Annotated in this window: 18 protein-coding genes; 11 read left to right on the top strand and 7 right to left on the bottom strand. The window is 69.4% G+C overall.

Going from position 1 to position 18,443, the window contains the following annotated elements; all coding sequences use genetic code 11:
• The first annotated feature begins 100 nt into the window (after nt 1–100).
• The gene (locus HWX14_RS18730) at nt 101–1,228 is read left to right on the top strand and encodes a sigma 54-interacting transcriptional regulator (protein WP_175883921.1); all 1,128 of its coding nucleotides are present in this window, start codon (nt 101–103) and stop codon (nt 1,226–1,228) included.
• Here the strand turns inward: HWX14_RS18730 and HWX14_RS18725 are convergent.
• From HWX14_RS18725 to HWX14_RS18710, 4 genes are read right to left on the bottom strand one after another with little or no spacing between them, the layout of a single operon-like run.
• Nucleotides 1,219–2,007 carry an ABC transporter permease gene (locus HWX14_RS18725; RefSeq protein ID WP_175883920.1) on the bottom strand — a complete coding sequence of 263 codons (789 nt, stop codon included), beginning with the start codon at nt 2,005–2,007 and terminating at the stop codon, nt 1,219–1,221. The genes HWX14_RS18730 and HWX14_RS18725 overlap by 10 nt on opposite strands.
• Nucleotides 2,008–2,029: 22 nt before the next feature.
• On the bottom strand, nt 2,030–2,848 hold the full coding sequence (locus tag HWX14_RS18720; protein WP_175883919.1) for an ABC transporter permease: 819 nt from the start codon (nt 2,846–2,848) through the stop codon (nt 2,030–2,032).
• A complete protein-coding gene (locus HWX14_RS18715) occupies nt 2,848–3,954 on the bottom strand; it encodes a PhnD/SsuA/transferrin family substrate-binding protein (protein ID WP_175883918.1) in 1,107 nt (368 codons plus the stop codon). The genes HWX14_RS18720 and HWX14_RS18715 overlap by 1 nt, the downstream gene beginning before the upstream one ends.
• A 31-nt stretch (nt 3,955–3,985) precedes the next feature.
• Nucleotides 3,986–5,062: an ABC transporter substrate-binding protein gene (locus HWX14_RS18710; protein WP_175883917.1), complete on the bottom strand. Its 1,077-nt coding sequence runs from the start codon at nt 5,060–5,062 to the stop codon at nt 3,986–3,988.
• Nucleotides 5,063–5,503: 441 nt separating this feature from the next.
• Between HWX14_RS18710 and HWX14_RS18705 the strand changes: the two genes are divergently transcribed.
• The 8 genes from HWX14_RS18705 to HWX14_RS18670 all read left to right on the top strand — a co-directional run bounded on the left by HWX14_RS18705 (nt 5,504) and on the right by HWX14_RS18670 (nt 14,610).
• Nucleotides 5,504–6,676 carry an LLM class flavin-dependent oxidoreductase gene (locus HWX14_RS18705; RefSeq protein WP_175883916.1) on the top strand — a complete coding sequence of 391 codons (1,173 nt, stop codon included), beginning with the start codon at nt 5,504–5,506 and terminating at the stop codon, nt 6,674–6,676.
• 51 nt (nt 6,677–6,727) lie between these two features.
• Nucleotides 6,728–7,774: an ABC transporter substrate-binding protein gene (locus HWX14_RS18700; RefSeq protein ID WP_175883915.1), complete on the top strand. Its 1,047-nt coding sequence runs from the start codon at nt 6,728–6,730 to the stop codon at nt 7,772–7,774.
• A gap of 33 nt (nt 7,775–7,807) precedes the next feature.
• Nucleotides 7,808–8,614 carry an energy transducer TonB gene (locus tag HWX14_RS18695; RefSeq protein WP_175883914.1) on the top strand — a complete coding sequence of 269 codons (807 nt, stop codon included), beginning with the start codon at nt 7,808–7,810 and terminating at the stop codon, nt 8,612–8,614.
• A 41-nt stretch (nt 8,615–8,655) separates the two neighbouring features.
• Nucleotides 8,656–9,372 carry a MotA/TolQ/ExbB proton channel family protein gene (locus HWX14_RS18690; protein WP_175883913.1) on the top strand — a complete coding sequence of 239 codons (717 nt, stop codon included), beginning with the start codon at nt 8,656–8,658 and terminating at the stop codon, nt 9,370–9,372.
• Nucleotides 9,372–9,782 (top strand): biopolymer transporter ExbD, encoded by a 411-nt coding sequence (locus HWX14_RS18685; RefSeq protein ID WP_012338723.1) that lies wholly within the window; start codon nt 9,372–9,374, stop codon nt 9,780–9,782. Before HWX14_RS18690 ends, HWX14_RS18685 begins: the two co-directional genes overlap by 1 nt.
• A gap of 36 nt (nt 9,783–9,818) precedes the next feature.
• Nucleotides 9,819–10,883 carry an ABC transporter substrate-binding protein gene (locus HWX14_RS18680; protein WP_175883912.1) on the top strand — a complete coding sequence of 355 codons (1,065 nt, stop codon included), beginning with the start codon at nt 9,819–9,821 and terminating at the stop codon, nt 10,881–10,883.
• Entirely contained in the window at nt 10,880–12,097 is a 1,218-nt protein-coding gene (locus HWX14_RS18675; RefSeq protein WP_175883911.1) for an MFS transporter, read from the top strand. The genes HWX14_RS18680 and HWX14_RS18675 overlap by 4 nt, the downstream gene beginning before the upstream one ends.
• Nucleotides 12,098–12,294: 197 nt before the next feature.
• Nucleotides 12,295–14,610 (top strand): TonB-dependent receptor, encoded by a 2,316-nt coding sequence (locus HWX14_RS18670; protein ID WP_175883910.1) that lies wholly within the window; start codon nt 12,295–12,297, stop codon nt 14,608–14,610.
• Nucleotides 14,611–14,682: 72 nt separating this feature from the next.
• Here the strand turns inward: HWX14_RS18670 and HWX14_RS18665 are convergent, their stop codons facing one another.
• Nucleotides 14,683–15,702, bottom strand: a complete 1,020-nt coding sequence (locus HWX14_RS18665; RefSeq protein ID WP_175883909.1) for an NAD(P)-dependent alcohol dehydrogenase — start codon at nt 15,700–15,702, stop codon at nt 14,683–14,685.
• A 127-nt stretch (nt 15,703–15,829) separates the two neighbouring features.
• On the opposite strand from HWX14_RS18665, the gene HWX14_RS18660 reads away from it, so the two are divergent.
• Nucleotides 15,830–16,759: a LysR substrate-binding domain-containing protein gene (locus tag HWX14_RS18660; RefSeq protein ID WP_175883908.1), complete on the top strand. Its 930-nt coding sequence runs from the start codon at nt 15,830–15,832 to the stop codon at nt 16,757–16,759.
• A gap of 123 nt (nt 16,760–16,882) precedes the next feature.
• Here the strand turns inward: HWX14_RS18660 and HWX14_RS18655 are convergent, their stop codons facing one another.
• Together HWX14_RS18655 and HWX14_RS18650 are read right to left on the bottom strand one after the other, a co-directional pair.
• Nucleotides 16,883–17,086 (bottom strand): hypothetical protein, encoded by a 204-nt coding sequence (locus tag HWX14_RS18655; protein ID WP_175883907.1) that lies wholly within the window; start codon nt 17,084–17,086, stop codon nt 16,883–16,885.
• A complete protein-coding gene (locus HWX14_RS18650; protein WP_175883906.1) occupies nt 17,083–17,364 on the bottom strand; it encodes a hypothetical protein in 282 nt (93 codons plus the stop codon). The genes HWX14_RS18655 and HWX14_RS18650 overlap by 4 nt, the downstream gene beginning before the upstream one ends.
• Before the next feature lie 259 nt (nt 17,365–17,623).
• Here HWX14_RS18650 and HWX14_RS18645 point away from each other — a divergent pair, with 259 nt between their 5' ends.
• Nucleotides 17,624–18,343, top strand: a complete 720-nt coding sequence (locus HWX14_RS18645) for an SDR family oxidoreductase (RefSeq protein ID WP_175883905.1) — start codon at nt 17,624–17,626, stop codon at nt 18,341–18,343.
• Nucleotides 18,344–18,443 lie beyond the last annotated feature (100 nt).

Below are 18,443 nucleotides of genomic sequence, written 5' to 3'. Positions count from 1 at the left end.
AATCCGGCCGCCGTCATACCGATAGCTCGATGAATTGGTTCGTGGCCGGCGTGCGCCTTGCTATCGTCGAACCTTCCCCGTTCAACACGCCGGTCGTGCCATGGCCATCTTCAGCTTGCCGGACCCGACTTCGCACGCGATCACGATTCGCGCGAAGGCACTGACGTTCGACGATCCCAAATCGCGGGTGCTGCTCGAACGCATCCAGCTCGTCGCACCGAGCGATGCGACGGTGCTCGTCACCGGCGAGAGCGGCACGGGCAAGGAGCTGATCGCGCGTCTCGTGCATTCGCTGAGCGAGCGTCACGACGGGCCGTTCGTCGCGGTCAACTGCGGCGCGTTTTCGGAAACGCTGATCGAAAGCGAGCTGTTCGGCCACGAGCGCGGCGCATTCACCGGCGCGATCAACAGCCAGCCCGGCTGGTTCGAATCCGCGAATCGCGGCACGCTGTTTCTCGATGAAGTGGGCGACCTGCCGCTGTCCGCGCAGGTCAAGCTGCTGCGCGTGCTGCAGGAGCGCGAGGTGACGCCGGTCGGCTCGCGCAAGACCGTGAAGATCGACGTGCGGCTCGTCGCGGCGACCAACGTGAATCTCGAAGCCGCGGTGCGCGCGGGCAATTTCCGCGAGGACCTGTACTACCGGCTCAACGTCGTGAAGCTGAGCCTGCTGCCGCTGCGCGAACGGCCCGGCGACATCGCGCCGCTGATCGAGCACTTCATCGACACCTATGCGAAGCGGCTGCGCGTGACCGCGCCGACGCTGACCGACGCCGCGCGTGCCCGTCTGCATGCGCATGCGTGGCCCGGCAACATCCGCGAACTGGAGAACGTGATTCACCACGCGGTGCTGATCTGCGCAGGCGGTGCGATCGATGTCGGCGACCTGCAATTTTCCGCGCTGTCGCTCGCGCCCGACCCGGCCGACGCACCGGGCGCGGTTGTCTCACCGCCGCGCCGCGCGCGCGACGTGGCCGAAGCGACCGACGCGCTGCGCCACGCGGTGATCGAACTGCTGGATCTCGGCACGCCGGCGCTGTGGCAGCACATCGAGGACACCGTGTATCGCAGCGTGTTCGACTACAGCGAGCACAACCAGTTGCGGATGTCGCGCCTGCTCGACCAGTCGCGCAACATCGTGCGTGCACGGCTCGCGCAGCTTGGCATCCTGAAGCCGCGCGACGCGGGCGACGGCGGCGACGCCGACGCGCGGCTGCGCCGTCAGGCGTGATCGCGCCAGCGCAGCGCGCGCTGCGCGATCCGCTCGCATAACGCACTCATGCCGACGGCCAGCGCCGTCACACCCAGCACGCACACCAGCAGCACGTCGGCGCGCGCGCCGGCCTGCGCGTTCTGCATCAGGCTGCCGACGCCGGCGCCCGTATTGAACAGCAGCTCGCTGCTGGTCGCGGTGATCCACGCGAACGGCACGGCCTGCAGCACGCCTGCGAACAGGTCGGGCAACGCACCGGGGATCAGCACGTCGCGCCACAGGCCGATGCGGGTCAGCCGATACGACTGCGCGAGTTCGACATAGCGCGGATCGACGCGGCGCAGCCCGTCGAAGCTGGCGGTGGTCATCGGGTAGAACGCGGCGAGCGCGATGATGAACACCTTCGCGAATTCGCCGGTGCCGGCCCACAGGCTCAGCAGCGGAATCAGCCCGAGCAGCGGCACGTAACGCAACGCCTGGAACGCCGGCTCGCCGAGCTTGCGCGCCAGCGGGGAACGCGCCATCGCCGCGCCGAACGCGAGCCCGAACGCGACGCCGAAGCCGAGCCCGAGCGTCGTGCGGCGCAGGCTGGCGCCGAGATCGGTCGCGAGTTCGCCGCTGCGCGCGAGTTCGATGAGCGCGGCGCCGACCTGCTGCAACGGTACGAACGCATATTGGTGGGCCGCATCGCCGGACGATGCGGTTTGCCAGGCGGCCAGCAGCAACGCGGGTACGACGAGGCCGCGTGCGCGGCGGCGCAGCGGGGCGAGCGGGAAAGTGCGGGTAACGAAGGTCATGCCGAAGCGGTTCCAGTCAGGGTCAGCGCGCGGGCGTCTGCCAGCGCAATGCGTAACGCTGCACGAGCGCGATCGAGCGGTCGAGCGCGAAGCCGATCAGCCCGATCGCCGCGACGTCGACGAGCACCACGTCGAGCCGCAGCATCTGCCGCGCGAGCTCCATCATCTGGCCGATGCCGCTGTCCGCGCTGAGCAGCTCGACCGCGACGAGCGCGAGCCACGCACGCGCGAGCGCGATCCGCACGCCGGTCAGCAGCGGCGGCAGCGCGGCCGGCAGCAGCACGTCGCGCAGCAGTGCGAAGCGGCCGAGCCCATAGTGGCGCGCCATCTCGACGAGATCGCGCGGCGCGTCGTGCACGCCCGTGTACGCGGCCAGCGCGACCGGGAAGAACACGGCCTTGCCGACGACGACGAGCTTCAACGGTTCGTCGACGCCGATCAGCAGGATCAGCAGCGGAATCAGCGTGAGCGTGGGCAATTGCCGTAGCAGGTCGAACGTCGGCCGCAGGTAGTCGGCGAACAGCCGGCTGCGCGCGAGCAGGATGCCGAACGCGGCGCCGCCGGTCGCGCCGATCGCGAAACCGAGCGCGAGGCGATGCAGCGTGATCGACAGGTTCTCGCGCAGTTCGCCGGTGTCGAGCAGCGTGAGCAGCGTCGCCGCGAGGCGCTCGGGCGGCACGACGAGTTGCGGCGGGAACCAGCGCTGCGCACTCGCGAGCCACCACAGCGCCGCGAATGCGACGGGCGTGATCCACCACAGCGCATGGTCGCCGAGCCGCGCGATGCCCGGCAGGCGAACCGCCGCGCGCAAGCCGTTCGGCGCGAGGGCGCGCATCGGCATCAGCGGCTCGCGACGCGCGGGGTGTCGGCGCGCCAGTAGCCGTCGAGGCCGAGCTGCTTGAGCGCGGTCGACACGAAGGTCGGCGCGAGCAGCGCGTTCACGTCGACCGGCGCAGACGTCAGCCCGGCCTGGCGGCTGTACGCGATCACGTCGCGGTAGTGGCCGGTCAGCGCCGGCGTGAAGAGCGGCGTCCATTGGTCCTTCCACGGCGTCGCTTCGTCCGCGTATTCGCGGCGCACGACGCTTTCCGGCTGGCCGGACGCGCTCAGGATCTTCACGTACGCGTCGCGGTTCTGCGGCTGCGAAATCCAGTGCGCGGCGCGCACGTAGGCCGTCGCGACGAGCTGCGTGATGTCGGGGTAGCGCCGCACGAAATCGTCGGATGCCCACAGTTCGGCGCGCATCTTCCAGTCGTCGGGCGCGGTCTTGGTCGACCAGATGATCTTGCCGACGTTCTTGTCGACGAGCGAATACGCGTCGGACAGCGTGAAGAAGCCGTCGACGCGGCCGGCCGCGACGGCTGCCGCGCCGGCCTGCGGATCGAGGTTGTAGATCTTGAAGTCGGACAGCTTCAGCCCGGTTTCGGCGAGCAGCTTGCTGAACGGCACTTCCCACGGCCGGCCGCGATTGAGCGCGATGCGCTTGCCCTTGAGGTCGACGATCGACTTCGCGGTCGAGCCGGCCGGCACGACCAGATACGTGTTGCTGCCGACGCCGCCCGGCACGATCAGGCGCGTGTGCGTGCCTGATGCGTTGACGACCACCGACGGCAGATCGCCGTAGCCGGCGAAATCGATGCTGCCGTTCGTGAACGCCTCGTTGACGAGCGTGCCGACGGCGGCGGTCGACACAGGCACCCATTGCAGTGTCACGTGCCGTGCGGCGAGCGCTTTTTCGAGCGACTTGTCGGCGTCGATCAGCGCGGAGGCGCCTGCGTATTGCGTCTTGCCGCCGCTCGAATACGCGACGACGGCGATCCGCACGACCTTGGGCGCGTCTTGCGCGTGGGCGGCGGGGGCGGCGAGCGACGCGATGGCCAACGGCAGCGCGGCGAGCAGCGCGCGCAGCGGGCGATGCAGCGACGCGACGGAGAGTGTGGGTTTCATGATGGTCCCGAACAGTGAACGGTGAAGGGGCTCACGCACGTTTCTGCAACGACGGCCGCAGCACGTCGGCGAGCGGGCGCGGATCGATCCAGTCGGCGACGTCGAAGTCGGCTTCCAGAAAACCGTGGTCGTGCAGGAACGTCTTGAACTCGTCGAGCGCGGCAACCGATTCGTCGTCGAGATTGACGCCGAGGTGCCGGTGCAGCTGGTTGCCGTACGCGGCGCGCACCCAGTCGATCGACGACGCGGTTTCGCCGGCTACGTAATGCGCGGTTTCGTCGGGATGCGTGCCGGCCCACTCGCCGGCGGCGACCACGAGTTTCAGGAAGCCGGCGACGATGTCGGGATGGTTCGCGAGCACGTCCGCGTTGACGGTCAACGGGCGCGGCGTACCGTTGTTGTTGCGGATCGAGCGCTCCGGATGAAAGCCGATGTCGATCACGACGTGCGCGCCGATCAGTTGCGCGATCTCCAGGCCCGTCGAGCCCTTCACGTAGATCGCATCGACTTCGCCGCGCAGCAGCGCGCCGGCTTCGGCCGCATACAGCGCGCGGCTCGAAAACCCTTGCGGCGATGCGAACAGGCTCGCCGCGCGCGCGGGCCCGACGGCCTGCAGCGTGCGGGCGCGCACGTCGACGCGTTCGACGTCGCCGAGCGTCAGCCCGTCGAGGCTCAGCGCGTTGACGAAACCGCGCAGCGCCGACGCGCGAAAGATGTCGATGCGATCGTCGGGGCGGCTCGGGATCGCGATCCGGCGCCCGCGCAACGCCTTCACGGAGCGGATGCCCGACTCGGGGCGCGCGAGGATCAGTTGCGATTCGTCGACCCACGACAGCCCGATCACGCGCGTGTTCGCGTCGTTCGAGCGCGCCCACATCGCGGGGATGCTGCCGCCCTGGCGAAACGATTGCGCGAGCGTGTGATCGCTGATCGACGATACGTCGTGTCGCGTGGCGCCGCGCCGCGAGCGGATCGCGACGCCGTCGGCCGACGTCTCGCCGTTGAGCCAGCCGAGATGCACGGCGATGCCGAGCGGCGTCGGCACCGGCGATCGGGCGTACCAGAACGTTTGCTGCTTGTCCGATGACGAATCGGGCCTGTCTGTCATGTGTGAGATTCCCCTGTCTGGGTAAGCGTGGTCGAGGCGCGGTGTCGCACGCGCGGGCCGTTCCACGTTGCAAGTTCCGGGCCAGTGAACGGAAACGGCCGTGTGGCCGGCGGCGCGGGCATCACGGGCGACCCACCGCACGGCGGCCGCCGAATGTGTTGTTGCGTGAGCAACAGTCGCGTCGGGGGCTGTTGCGCGCGCAGCACCGGTGCGGCGGATGCAGCAGCGACGCCTGCGTGCGTCGCGACATGTCGGGCGGCAACCGGCGCACGTGATTCGAATCGCCGCGCACGCCCGGCCCGCAAGGCGTCAAGCGCATTCGCCGACGGCCCCGCGAGCGTCGGCGCGAGCCCGTTGGCACACCGCGTGCTTTACAGCGCTGCATACGCGCGGCACGCCGGTGCCGCACGCAATCCGAACGGGCCGACAAGGAGAATCCCGATGGCTGTTGAATTTCTGTGGCGCCTGCCGATGCACGGCGACGGCCGGCGCGCACACGATCTGCATACGCGCGGCGAATGGAATCGCCAGCGTGCGTCGCGCGTCGCGCCGAAAGTCGACGACGACGATTTCGGCTACATCGACTATCTGTCGCAGGTCGCGCGCGCGGCCGACATCGCCGGCTTTCACGGCGCGCTGATTCCGATCTTCCGCTTCACCGAGGAGCCGTGGGTCGTGGCGGCCGCGCTGGCGCGCGAGACGCGCCGGCTGCGGCTGCTGATCGCGTTGCAGCCGCATTTCGTGCATCCGGTGTATGCGGCGCAAATGGCCGCGAGCCTGCAGCGGATCAGCCGCGGCCGCGTCGAATGGAACGTCGTCACGGGCGGCGGCGGGCCCGACCAGCGCGCGTACGGCGATTTCATCGATCACGACAGCCGCTATGCGCGCACCGACGAATTCCTCGACGTCGTGAAGGGCGTCGCGGCCGGCGCGCCGTTCACGTTCGACGGCCGCTTCTATCGCGTCGAGGCGGGCGGCCTGCTGCCGCCGCTGAGCGGCCAGAAGCCGCCGCGGATCTATCTGGCCGGCGCGAGCGACGCGGCGCTCGCGGTCGCCGCGAAGCACGGCGACGTGCACCTGAGCTGGGGCGAGCCGCTCGCGAAGCAGAAGGAAGTGATCGATGCGGCGCGTCGCGCGCTCGACCGGCAGAACGCCGAGCGCGACCTGCGCTTCGGCATGCGTATCGACATCCTCGCGCGCGAGACCGAGGAGCAGGCGTGGGCCGAGCTGCGGCAGATGTTCGCGACGGTGGGCGACACCACACGCAACGGCTTCGGCGGGCGCGGCGAAGCGTCGGAATCGGTCGGCGCGAAACGCCAGTTCGCGTTGCACCAGGGCAATACGCAGCATTTCGACGACCTGATCGTCGGCCCGAACCTGTGGGCCGGGATGTCGCAGATCCGCGGCGGCCCCGGCTGCGTGATCGTCGGCAGCCACGAGCAGGTGGCCGAGCGGCTCGCGGAATACGTCGAGATCGGCGTGTCGACGTTCATCCTCGCGAGCAACCCGCATCTCGAAGAGGCGTACCGCGTGGGCGAGGAAGTGCTGCCGCTCGTCGACGGCGCGCTGAACGCGCGCGGCACGCAGGCGGCGCTGCGCGTGGCCGGCGCCTGAGCGCGGCGGCCCGCCGCCACGCATCCACGACAACGACAAGGAATACTCACCATGACGACACTCGCTGCGCAGGCCACGGCCTGCGACGCACTCTGGTACACGCGCTGCCCGGTGCCGACCGCGCTCGGCATCGCCGTGCATCGCGGCTGGTTCGACGAAGAGTTCGGACCGGACGGCATCGCGCTGCATTCGCTGCAGGAGACGCTCGACGCGGACAAGCGCGAATCGCACTTCGATCACAGCCTGCCGCACTCGTTCCGGCAGGGCGGCAACATTCCCGCGCTGTGGGCGCGGGCCCGCGGCGCCGACACGCGCGTGATCGGCCTGTCGTGGACCAACGAATTCCAGGCGATCGTCACGCTGCCCGAGCGCGGCATTCGCACCGCGCGCGACCTGCGCGGCCGGCGGCTCGGCTTGCCGCGCCATCCGATCAGCATCGACTTCTGGCGTGCGGCCGCGCTGAAGGGGTTCCTGAGCGCGCTCGAACTGGAAGGGCTCGGCTACGGCGACGCCGAATGGGTCGACCTGCCCGACACGCGCGAGCGCCGCACCGGCCCCGCGTCGTTCACGCGCGGCCCGCACGAATACGGGCTCGAGATCGCGGCGCTCGTGCGCGGCGACGTCGACGCGGTGTTCGTGAAGGGCGTGGCCGGGCTGGAAACCGTGCACCTGATCGACGCGCAGGTCGTCATCGATCTCGGCGCGCATCCCGATCCGCTGGTGCGGATCGGCAACGGCACGCCGCGCACGCTGACCGTCGATCGCGCGCTGATCGACGCGCGCCCCGATCTCGTGAGCCGCTTCCTGTCGGTCGTGGTCGGCGCGGGCGATTGGGCCGCGCGCCATCCGGCGGAGACGGTCGCCTATATCGGCCGCGAAACGCGCGCGTCCGACGAGTGGGTGCGCTACGCCTATGGCGCGGACGTGCATCGCCATCTGGAAACCGGGCTCGCGCCGACGTCGATCGACGGGCTCGTCGCGTTCAAGGATTTTCTCGTCGAGTGGGGCTTTCTCGAACACGATTTCGATGCGCGCGCGTGGATCGATCCGGCGCCGTTCACGCAGATCGACCGGCACCGCCATGCGTGGGTCGCGTAGCGCGCCGCGGCGTGTCATTGCAAGGAGTCGAACATGACAGGGCTGACGATCGAATACGGCGTGCCGCCCGCACGCCGGCATGCGGCGCGTGCGGCGCCGCGCACGGTGGCGGCGGTGGCGCGGCCGCCTTCGGTGGCGCCGTCCGCGCAGGTGGACGCACGGCCGGCGCCCGCGAACCGATGGCGCGGCGTGGCCGCGATCGCGCTGGCCGTCGCGGCGCTGCATGCGGGCGTCGCGCTGCTGGCCGCGCGTGTGCCGGCCGCAGCGCCCGTGCAGCCGCCGCGGCCGCTGCCGATGACGGTCGAGCTGACGCGGCCGCCCGAACCGCTGCCGCAGGCCGTGCGTCCGCCGCCGCCGGTCGTGCCGCCGAAGCCGTTGAAGCAGGCGCCGGCCCCGCCGAAGCCGCGCACGGCCGTTTCGCGTCCGGCGCCGGCTGCCACGCCGCAGGCGACGCACGCAGCCGCACCTGCACCGGTGCCGGCGACGCCGGCCGTCGCCGCGCCCGCTGCTCCGGCCCAGGCAGTTGCGCCCGCACCCGCACCCGCCGCACCCGTGCGCGAAACCGCGCCGATCGGCGACGCGGCGTACCTGCGCAACCCGGCGCCCGACTATCCGGCGTTCGCGCAGGACCAGGGCTGGGAAGGGCGCGTCGTGCTGCGCGTGCACGTGCTCGCGAACGGCTCGCCCGATTCGGTCGAGGTCCGCACGAGCAGCGGCCGCCGCGTGCTCGATAGCGCGGCGGTGGCCGCCGTGAAGCGCTGGACCTTCGTACCCGCGAAGCGTGGCGACGACGCGGTCGACGGCTGGGTGAACGTGCCGATCGATTTCAAGCTGGGCTGACCCGCGGGGCCGCCCGCCACATTTTTCAAGGAACTCACATCATGAACGCTATCCCGACCACCTTCATCGTCCAGGGCGCGCTCTGGCTGCTCGTCGTCTTCTCCGTCGTCACGTGGACGCTGATCGTCGTGAAGGCGATCCAGAGCCTGCGCTCGAGCGCGCGCAACCGGCGTTACGTCAGCGCGTTCTGGGCCGCGAACAGCTTCCACGACGCGGCCGCGCTCGACGGCGCGAACAGCCCGGTGGGCGAACTTGCCGCGACGGGCTTCGACGCGCTGCGGCGCGCCGACGAGAGCAGCGCGCACGATCTCGAACACAGCTGGAGCCGCCACGACCTGCTGGAACGCCATCTGCGCCAGCAGATCCACAACGCGCGCCGGCGCGAGGAAGCCGGGCTCGCGGTGCTCGCGTCGATCGGCAGCACCGCGCCGTTCGTCGGGCTGTTCGGCACCGTGTTCGGCATCATCCACGCGCTGACCGCGATCACGCACAGCGCATCGGCGAGCATCGACGTCGTGGCCGGGCCGATCGGCGAAGCGCTCGTCGCGACCGGGATCGGCATCGCGGTCGCGGTGCCGGCCGTGCTCGCGTACAACTTCTTCGTGCGCCGCGTGAAGGCCGCGTCGGCCAATCTCGATGCGTTCGCAACCGACTTCGTCACGCTCGCGCAGAAGGCCGGCTTCCGCGTGCCGGCCGCCGTGCCCGCCGCCGCGCCGGCGCGTCGTTCCGACGACACCCGCCAGGAGGCGTTCGCATAATGGCCTTTTCATCTTCCTCCGACAACGACGACGTACTCAGCGAAATCAACATCACGCCGCTCGTCGACGTGATGCTCGTGCTGCTCGTCGCGTTCATCGTCACCGCGCCGCTGCTGAACAACGCGGTGCACGTGACGCTCCCGAACACCGTCGCCACCGCGCCGGCCGATCGCAAGCCGAACGTCACCGTGAGCGTCGACGGCAACGGCGTCGTGTATCTCGACAAGCGCGCGGTCGCGCTCGACACGGTGCCGGCCGAGCTGGCCGCGCTGAAGGCCGGCCGGCCCGACGTCGCGCTCGACCTGCAGGCCGACGAGCACGTGCCGTACGGCACCGTCGCGAAGCTGATGGCCGCGATCGAGCACGCGGGCATCACGCGGCTGTCGGTGCTCACCGCGCCGCGCGGCTGACGCGCCTTTCACGACTCCTTTTTTGCGAACGCATTCATGAGCACCACGGCTTCACACAACGTTCAGTCGATCTGGTACACGCGCTGTCCGGTGCCGACACCGCTCGGCATCGCCGCGCATCTCGGCTGGCTGGATCACGAATTCGCCGGCGACGGCATCACCGTGCGCGCGCTGCAGGAAAGCCAGCACGCGGCGCTGCATCACGCGCACGTCGACCATTCGCTCGACAACGCGTTCCGGCAGGGCGGCAGCATTCCGGCGCTGTGGGCGCGCGCGTCCGGCGCCGACACGCGCGTGGTCGCGCTGACCTGGGTCGACGAGGCGCAGGCGATCGTCGCGCTGCCGGAGGCCGGCCTCGCGCGGCCGAAGGACCTGCGCGGGCGCCGCGTCGGCCTGCCGCGCCGCGACGGCGAGCGGATCGACATCTTCCGCGCGGCGGCGCTGCGCGGCTTCGTCAGCGCGCTGTCGCTCGACGGGCTCGGCCCCGGCGACGTCGAATGGGTCGACGTTCCGGCGTCGAACCTGCGCGCGCCGGTGGCGACGCCCGCGACCCGCGACGCGGCGTTCAGCCATCCGGCGAGCCTGTCGAGCCGGCGGCTCTATGCGGCCGAGGCGGCCGCGCTGGTGCGCGGCGACGTCGACGCGATCTACGTGAAGGGGTCGCTCGGGCTCGAAACCGCGCACCTGATCGGCGCGCAGCCGGTCGTCGACATCGGTTTTCATCCCGATCCGCAGATCCGCATCAACAACGGCTCGCCGCGGCCGCTGACCGTCAATGCGTCGACGCTCGAACGCCATCCCGACATCGTCAGCCGCTTCCTCGCGCGCGTGACCGACGTCGAAGGCTGGGCGCGCGAGCACGAGCAGGAAGTGCTCGGCTATCTCGGCCGCGAGACGGGCTCGGGCCACGACTGGCTGCGGCTCGCGTACGGCGTGGACGTCCATCGCCGGCTGCGCACGGATCTCGACGAAGCGTCGATCGCCGCGCTCGACGATTTCAAGCGCTTCCTGGTCGACTGGCGGTTCCTGCCCGCCGACTTCGACGTGCGCGCGTGGATCGACCGGCGCGCGCTCGACGGCATCGCGACGCTGTCGCGGTGAGCACGCCGGCACGCGTCGCCGACGCATGGCGGCGCGAGCGCTTCACCGGCGGCTTCATGCTGCTCGCGCTCGCGAGCGGCACGACGATCAGCATGGCGCAGCTCGCGACGACGCTGTATGCGCTGGCGCTCGGCGTCGACGACGCGCGGCTCGGCATCATCGCCGCGATGGAGCCGCTCGGCATCGCGCTGATGACGTTGCCGGCCGGGCTGCTCGTCGCGCGCTACGGTGCGCGCCGCGTGTACTTCGCCGCCAGCATGGGCCCGATGCTGCTCAATCTCGTCGTGCCGTTCACGGGCGCATGGCCGCTGATCGCGCTCACGCAGGGGCTGATCGGGCTGTGCATCCCGTTCCGGATCGTGTCGATCAACGGCGTGTTTCTCGCGCGTCTCGCGCAGATCGGCCTCGCCCGCGCGGGCTGGTATCGCGCGGCGATGTCGGTCGGAACGGGGATGGCGGGGCCGTGGCTCGCGAGTGGGCTGATCGGCGCGCACGGTGCGGTCGCGACGTTCTGCGCGGCGTCGGCGAGCTTCGCGGGGATGGCGCTGTTCAGCCGCGTGTTGCTCGGCGATGCGCAGCCGCCGTCGCGTGGTGGGCCGTCTCAAGCCGGTGGCCTGCGCGCGCTGTTCGCGCTCGCGTGGAGCCGCGACATACGCGAGCAACTCGTCGTGGAAGCGGTGAACGGCGCGACGCGCGCGCTCGTCGGCACCTATACGGTGGTGCTCGCGATCCAGTCGCTCGGCCTCACGCAGACGCATGCCGTCGCGCTGCTGACGTGGCAGGGCGCGGTCGCGGTGATCGCGCTGTTCGGGCTCGGGCACGTCGCGCAGCGCATGACCGAGCGCCGCTGCCACGCACTCAGCCTCGCGGGCGGCGTGGCCGGGCTGCTCGCGCTCGGCCTCGCGCGCGAGGCGTGGATCGTCGGCGCGGGGCTCGCCGCGCTATGTGCGGGGTCGTCGCTGCTGCATCTCGTCAACATGCAGCATCTCGGCCGTCATCCGGCCGACAAGAGCCAGGTATCGAGCCTCTACAACCTGGCATCGATGACAGGCGCGTACTGCGGCCCGCTGGTCGGCAGCGCGCTCGCGCCGCTCGTCGGATTGCGGGCGGTGTTTCTGTGCTGGTTGCCGGTCGTCGTGCTGGTTGCGCTCGCGCTGCGGCTCGCTCGCGGGCGTCGCGGCGCGACGCATCCGCCGCCTGCGAAGCTGTCCTGACGATTTCGGAAGCGGGCGGTGTTGCGTGGCCAGCAGTTTGCCTGCCTTCACAGATGCGCATGCAGCAACACCGATGCAGCATGCGCGCCGCAAGCCCCGTGCGACGGGCATGTCGATGCTGGCATCCGAATTGCATGAGAGAACCCGTGCGTCGCGCACGCACGTGCGTTCAACCGATCAAACAGGATGACTCATCGATGTTCAGGAAAAAACTAATCGTCACCGCGCTGGGGGGACTGCTGACGGGCGGCGCCGTATCGTTGCCCGCGTGGGCAGAGGATGGCGCGGCGACGGCGGGGGCGCCGGACGCGAAGCCGGCCCAACAGGCAGCGGACGACGCGGCCGCGGCCGCACCGAAGGCGGCACGTGCGAACGGCGGCACGGCCGTACGCGAAACGAATCTCGGCACGGTGACCGTGACCGCGCGCCGGCGCAAGGAGCGCATCCAGGACGTACCGGTCGCGGTCAGCGTGCTGAGCGGCGATGCGATCAAGAACAACGAACTGCGCGTGATCAACGACGTGACGAAGTACGTGCCGAACTTCACCGGGCAATCGACCGAGGGCCGCGAGCGGCCGCGCTGGTTCCTGCGCGGCGTCGGCAGCAACGATCCGTCGGACCTGTCGCTGAGCCCGATCGGCGTGTATTTCGACGACGTGTACATCAATAGCGTGTTCGGGCAGGGCTTTCCGCTGTTCGACCTCGACCACATCGAAGTGCTGCGCGGGCCGCAGGGCACGCTGTGGGGCAAGAATACGGTCGGCGGCGCGCTCAACATCACGTCGCAGAAGCCGACGTTCGACGTGAGCGGCTACGGCAAGCTCGGCTTCGGCCAGTACAACAGCCGGCTCGCGGAAGCGGCGATCGGCGGGCCGATCGGCAAGAACGACGTGCTGGCCGCGCGCGTGTCGGTGTATCACGAGAACGCCGACAGCTTCTACACGAACACGGTGCAGCAGGGGCGCTTCGGCGGCTTCCACGACAACGCGGTGCGCTTCCAGGTGCTCGCCGTGCCGACGTCGGACACCGATTTCCTGTTCAATATCCACGGCCGCAACTACACGGGCGGCGGCAACGCATGGCACGCGGAAGGCGCGGGGCGCGGCGGCGCGAACCAGTTCGGCTTCGTCGGGTCGAGCGATCCGTATACGGTGTCGCTCAATGCGCCGTCGAGCGATCACATCTCGACGTGGGGCACGTCGCTGACCGCGCACTGGCGCATCAACCCGGCGGTGTCGCTGACGTCGATCACCGCGTTCGAAGGGCTGCACCGCTGGTACCAGGACGACGCGGACTATTCGCCGGTCGATGCGGCGCGTTCGCACGACCGGCTGTCGAGCCGGCAGTTTTCGCAGGAATTCCGGCTCGAATCGCCGCAGACCGACCGGTTGAGCTGGATCGTCGGCACGCACCTGTTTACCGAGCAACTGGCCGAGCAGGGCGCGGGCGGCGGCCTGCCGGGCTCGCCGTCGCCCGCGTACTACCACCTGACGGATCTCACGCAGCACACGCAGAGCGCGGCGATCTTCGGCAGCGTGAAGTACCGGTTCACCGACCGCTTCAACGTGACGGGCGGGCTGCGTTACACGATCGAGCGCAAGACCATCAACCTGACCGGGCTGCAGGATACCGGCAACGTGACGTTCAGCGATCCGAACAGCTGGTGGTCGCCGTCGTCGGTGTCGTCGCCGCTCGCGGTCAGCGCGCGGCAGAACCAGACGAACACCTGGCGCGCGCCGACCTGGGACCTTACGCCCGAATATGCGCTCAGCAACAACGTGCGCGCGTATTTCCGCTATGCGCGCGGCTTCCGCTCGGGCGGCTACAACGGCAACGCGTATACGCAGAGCACGGTGTCGACCGTGTCGCCGGAGTACCTGACCGATTACGAAGTCGGCATCAAGAGCGAATGGTTCGACAAGCGGCTGATCGTCAACGCGAGCGTGTTCCACTACGACTATCGCGACATCCAGGTGTTCGCGCTGGCGCCGAACCCGTTCGGCGGGCCGCCGGTGTCGACGCTGTCGAATGCGGGGCAGGGGCGTGCCGATGGCTTCGAGCTGGAGCTGAAGGCGCAGCCGGTCAGCAGCCTGTACCTGTTCGCGAACCTCGGGTTGCTGAACACGCGCTACACGGAATTCCGCAACGTGCCGACGGCGGTGGGCAACTCGTTCGCGCGTTCGCCGCATACGACGCTGAACGCGGGCTTCGACTATCGCGTGCCGGTGCAGTTCGGCACGCTGACGGCGGGCGGCGACGTGAACTATCGCAGCCGCGAGTACTTCAGCGCGACGCGGCAGACGACGCCGCAGCTGTGGCAGGGCGGGTATACGGTGCTGAACGCGCATGTGTCGTACACGACGCCGAACCAGAAATACATCGTGACCGGCTACGTGACGAACCTGACGAACAAGGTCTACAAGAAGCTCGAGCTGTTGCCGTCGTATGGCGCGTATCCGACGCTGTACGGCGATCCGCGCACGGTCGGGATCACGCTGACCGCGAAGATCTGACGCTGACGGGAGACGCCTGCCGCGGCACCGGCGTGTGGGGCGCCGGGCCGCGGCAGGCCGTTCCTTCCGGCGTCACGATGCGACGCGAATCACCACCTTGCCGAAGTGCTGCCCCGATTGCAGGTGCGCATACGCTTGCGGCGCCTCGTCGAAGCCGAACACGCGGTCGACCACCGGCTTGATCCGTTTCGCGTCGACGAGGCGCGCGACGTCGTCGAGCATCGCGCGGCTGCCGACCATGAAGCCGTGCAGTTGCTTGACGCCGCCGATCAGCGACAGCAGATCGAGTGCCGGCCCGCCGAAGCTGCTGAGGCCGCCGATGATCGACACGATGCCGCCGAGTTTCGTCGCGGCGATCGAGCGCGGCAGCGTATCGCGTCCGCCGACTTCGACGACGAGATCCGCGCCCGCACCGCCGGTGAGCCGCAATACTTCATGTTGCCATTCGGGCGTCGCGAGATAGTTGATCGTTGCGTCCGCACCGAGTGCGCGGGCGCGTTCGAGCTTCGCGTCGCTCGACGACGTGACGATCGTGCGCAACCCCGTGGCCTGCGCGAGCTGCAGCGCGATGATCGATACGCCGCCCGTGCCGAGCAGCACGACGGTCGCGCCCGGCGCCAGCCTGCCGTCGACGAACAGCGCGTTCCACGCGGTGACGCCCGCGCACGACAGCGTCGCCGCTTCGTCGTAGTCGAGATGCGCGGGAATCGCGACCAGCGCGGTTTCGTCGGCGACGAAGCGTTCGGCCAGCACGCCGTCGAATTGCGCGCCGGGCGACCCCGACACTTTGTGCGGCGTCGGCGGCCCGTCGATCCAGCGCGGGAAGTAGGTGTTGATCACGCGGTCGCCCGGCTTGAAGCGCGTGACGTCGCGGCCCGTTTCGACCACTTCTCCGGCGCCGTCGGCGACCGGGATCAGCGCGTCGGTGCCGATGCCGAGATAGTCGCCGCGCGCGAACATCAGGTCGCGATAGTTCAGCGCGGCCGAGTGGATCTTCACGACGACGTCGGTTGGCCCGACGGGGCGCGGCGTCGCGTCGACGCGCCGGAGCCCGGCAATGCCGTCGCCCGGTTTGATGTGCCATGCATGCATGTCGACTCCTTTTTCGAGATAGTCCGGACTATCATAGTGTTGCGCTGGCGGACGCATTGGCGAGAATTCGGCCAATGATTGTCGCCGGTATGGACACAACCCTGTCATCGCACCGGAGCGCTGCGGCATGGATGAACGGCTGAGAGGCGTCGCCGAATTTGTCGACGTGGTGGAATCGGGCAGCTTCGCGGCGGCGGCGCTGCGCCTCGGCATGACGCGCTCGGCCGTCGCGAAGATCGTCGCGCGGCTCGAACTGCGTCTCGGCGCGCGGCTCCTGCAGCGCACGACGCGCCAGCTCGGCCTGACCGACGAAGGGCTCGTCTATTACGAGCAATGCCGGCGGCTGCTGGCCGAACTCGGCGAAACGGAGGCCGCGCTCGACGCGGGCCGCCGCGAGCCGGCCGGGCGTGTGCGCGTCACCGTGCCCGTGCTGTTCGGGCGGCAGTGCGTGGCGCCCGTCGTGCGGCGTCTCGTCGAGCGCCACCCGCGGCTCGAAATCGACATGTCGTTCAGCGACCGCGTGGCCGACCTCGTCAACGACGGTTTCGATCTGGCGGTGCGCATCGGCGAGCTGGCCGATACGAGCGCGCTGGTCGGCCGGAAGCTGGGCGTGCAGCGCATGGGCATCTGCGCATCGCCTGCGTATCTCGCGCGTCACGGCCGGCCGTCGGGGTTCGAGGCGCTCGCGTCGCACGTCGGCATCGCGTATTCGCACGGCGGGCAACCGACGCCATGGCGGGTCATCGGCGCGGACGGCGCGGTGCACGACCATCGCGCGGTCGGGCGGCTGCGGTTCGACGACTTGCAGGCGATCGCCGATGCGGCCGCCGCCGACGCGGGCCTCGCGTGGCTGCCGTGCTGGCTGATGGCGCCGTACGTGCGCGACGGCCGCCTCGCGCTCGTGATGGACAGCAACAGCGTGTCGGGCGCCGAGGTGTTCGTGGTGCGGCCGGCGGCGCGTCACGTGCCGTCGAAGGTGCGGGTCGTCGTCGATGCGCTGGTCGACGAGATTCCGCACATGCTGGCGTCCGATGAGGTGAACGCGGAACGCGGATGACGGCGGCCGGTTCTCCGGCGACGACGCGACAATCTGGCTGGATGCGCGTCGCGCTCGCGTGCATCTGGCATAGACAGCCTGAACCGAGGGAGGAAAAACCGGGAAGTCGCTTTTTTCGGGCGACTAGCGCTTGCGTCGGCGCGGATCGATACCGTTTTGTTCGAGCAGCTTGCGCAGCCGCGAGTTTTCGATCCACAGTGAAGCGAACGCAGTCACCGTCATCAGAAGCGGAAACCATTCGCCTGTCGCGCTGATGATTGCCCAACCTGCGGCGGTGACAATTAGCGCCGTGACGATGAGAAGCAATCGGTCCGCAAGCCACTTCATTGAGCACCCCGGATCGCAGTGTTCGCCTTCAGGCCGAGATAGCTGTGCGAGTCAGGTGCAAGCACTTCGGAATGGCGCAGAATTTGAGCCGAGATCGTCGTGGCGCCCATCCGTTTACCGACTGTTGCATCTGCACCTAACGTTTTCAGGACGCCCATCATCTCGGCAACGCTGACGATGGCCGTTTGCAGCGTTGCGAAAAGTGTCGTTGAAACCGGCATGCGCAACGCGGTGGTGTTTGCATGGAAGGCCTCGAAAAAACTCGGGCATTTCGACATTTTGACGTTCTCCTCATCGAGTGCGAAATTATTACACACGCCTTTCAATTACCTGCTTGACCGTCCTGCGAGGTTGTCGAGACACCCGAGTCCGTATCGGCGCGTGCTCGCCGAGCCCGCGGCCGCGCGAGGTCGACGCAACGCCGCCGACCGCACGCATTTCCCACCGCTGCGGCACAATCGCCCGGAGCACGCGCACGCCGGGTGACCCCAGGCGTGTCGCGCCGTTTCCTCCAGATTCCTCCCCAAGGGCACACCCATGTCATCCCGCACTTATCTCGTCACCGGCGCGTCGCGCGGCATCGGCCTCGCGATCAGCACCACGCTCGCCCGGCGCGGCCATCGCGTCGTCGGTCTCGCGCGGCATGCGCAGGGCATCGACTTCCCCGGCGAATTGCTCGCGTGCGATCTCGCCGATATCGAGCAGACCGCCGCGACGCTCGCGCGAATCGGCGAGCGCCACGACGTCGACGGCATCGTCAACAACGCGGGCATCGTGCTGCCGCAACCGCTCGGGCAAATCGATTTCCAGTCGCTGCAGACCGTGTTCGATCTCAACGTACGGGCCGCGATCCAGGTCACGCAGCATTTTGCCGATGCGATGAAGGCGCGCGGCTACGGACGCATCGTCAACATCTGCAGCCGCGCGATTTTCGGCAGCCTCGACCGCACCGCGTATTCGGCCGCGAAGAACGCGCTGGTCGGCTGCACACGCACGTGGGCGCTCGAACTCGCCGAACACGGCGTGACCGTCAACGCGGTCGCGCCCGGCCCGATCGAGACGGAACTGTTCCGCCAGACGCGGCCGGTCGGCAGCGAAGCCGAGCGCAAGGTGCTCGCGACGATTCCCGCACGCCGGCTCGGCACGGCCGACGACGTCGCGGCCGCGACCGCGTTTTTCTTGTCGGACGAAGCCGGTTTCGTCACCGGGCAGGTGTTGTCGGTGGACGGCGGCGGCAGCCTCGGCGGTCGCAGCTGACGCGCGGCGGCGCGATGCGTGGCGCACGACGCGCATCGATATTCCCCCACCCCGTTAGCATGTGACGAATCCGACTTTGGGCGCTGCGCGAGCGACGCTA

It is taken from the genome of Burkholderia sp. BCC0044 (assembly GCF_902832955.1).
GTDB lineage: Bacteria > Pseudomonadota > Gammaproteobacteria > Burkholderiales > Burkholderiaceae > Burkholderia.
Note: the sequence above shows the minus strand (reverse complement) of the source record. Positions and strands in the feature narration are given on the sequence as shown.

What these genes read in the sequence shown, in the direction of transcription:
- HWX14_RS18730 (WP_175883921.1), top strand. Translation starts at nt 101, where the DNA reads ATGGCCATCTTCAGCTTGCCGGACCCGACTTCGCACGCGATCACGATT.
- HWX14_RS18725 (WP_175883920.1), bottom strand. Translation starts at nt 2,007, where the DNA reads ATGACCTTCGTTACCCGCACTTTCCCGCTCGCCCCGCTGCGCCGCCGC.
- HWX14_RS18720 (WP_175883919.1), bottom strand. Translation starts at nt 2,848, where the DNA reads ATGCCGATGCGCGCCCTCGCGCCGAACGGCTTGCGCGCGGCGGTTCGC.
- HWX14_RS18715 (WP_175883918.1), bottom strand. Translation starts at nt 3,954, where the DNA reads ATGAAACCCACACTCTCCGTCGCGTCGCTGCATCGCCCGCTGCGCGCG.
- HWX14_RS18710 (WP_175883917.1), bottom strand. Translation starts at nt 5,062, where the DNA reads ATGACAGACAGGCCCGATTCGTCATCGGACAAGCAGCAAACGTTCTGG.
- HWX14_RS18705 (WP_175883916.1), top strand. Translation starts at nt 5,504, where the DNA reads ATGGCTGTTGAATTTCTGTGGCGCCTGCCGATGCACGGCGACGGCCGG.
- HWX14_RS18700 (WP_175883915.1), top strand. Translation starts at nt 6,728, where the DNA reads ATGACGACACTCGCTGCGCAGGCCACGGCCTGCGACGCACTCTGGTAC.
- HWX14_RS18695 (WP_175883914.1), top strand. Translation starts at nt 7,808, where the DNA reads ATGACAGGGCTGACGATCGAATACGGCGTGCCGCCCGCACGCCGGCAT.
- HWX14_RS18690 (WP_175883913.1), top strand. Translation starts at nt 8,656, where the DNA reads ATGAACGCTATCCCGACCACCTTCATCGTCCAGGGCGCGCTCTGGCTG.
- HWX14_RS18685 (WP_012338723.1), top strand. Translation starts at nt 9,372, where the DNA reads ATGGCCTTTTCATCTTCCTCCGACAACGACGACGTACTCAGCGAAATC.
- HWX14_RS18680 (WP_175883912.1), top strand. Translation starts at nt 9,819, where the DNA reads ATGAGCACCACGGCTTCACACAACGTTCAGTCGATCTGGTACACGCGC.
- HWX14_RS18670 (WP_175883910.1), top strand. Translation starts at nt 12,295, where the DNA reads ATGTTCAGGAAAAAACTAATCGTCACCGCGCTGGGGGGACTGCTGACG.
- HWX14_RS18665 (WP_175883909.1), bottom strand. Translation starts at nt 15,702, where the DNA reads ATGCATGCATGGCACATCAAACCGGGCGACGGCATTGCCGGGCTCCGG.
- HWX14_RS18660 (WP_175883908.1), top strand. Translation starts at nt 15,830, where the DNA reads ATGGATGAACGGCTGAGAGGCGTCGCCGAATTTGTCGACGTGGTGGAA.
- HWX14_RS18655 (WP_175883907.1), bottom strand. Translation starts at nt 17,086, where the DNA reads ATGAAGTGGCTTGCGGACCGATTGCTTCTCATCGTCACGGCGCTAATT.
- HWX14_RS18650 (WP_175883906.1), bottom strand. Translation starts at nt 17,364, where the DNA reads ATGTCGAAATGCCCGAGTTTTTTCGAGGCCTTCCATGCAAACACCACC.
- HWX14_RS18645 (WP_175883905.1), top strand. Translation starts at nt 17,624, where the DNA reads ATGTCATCCCGCACTTATCTCGTCACCGGCGCGTCGCGCGGCATCGGC.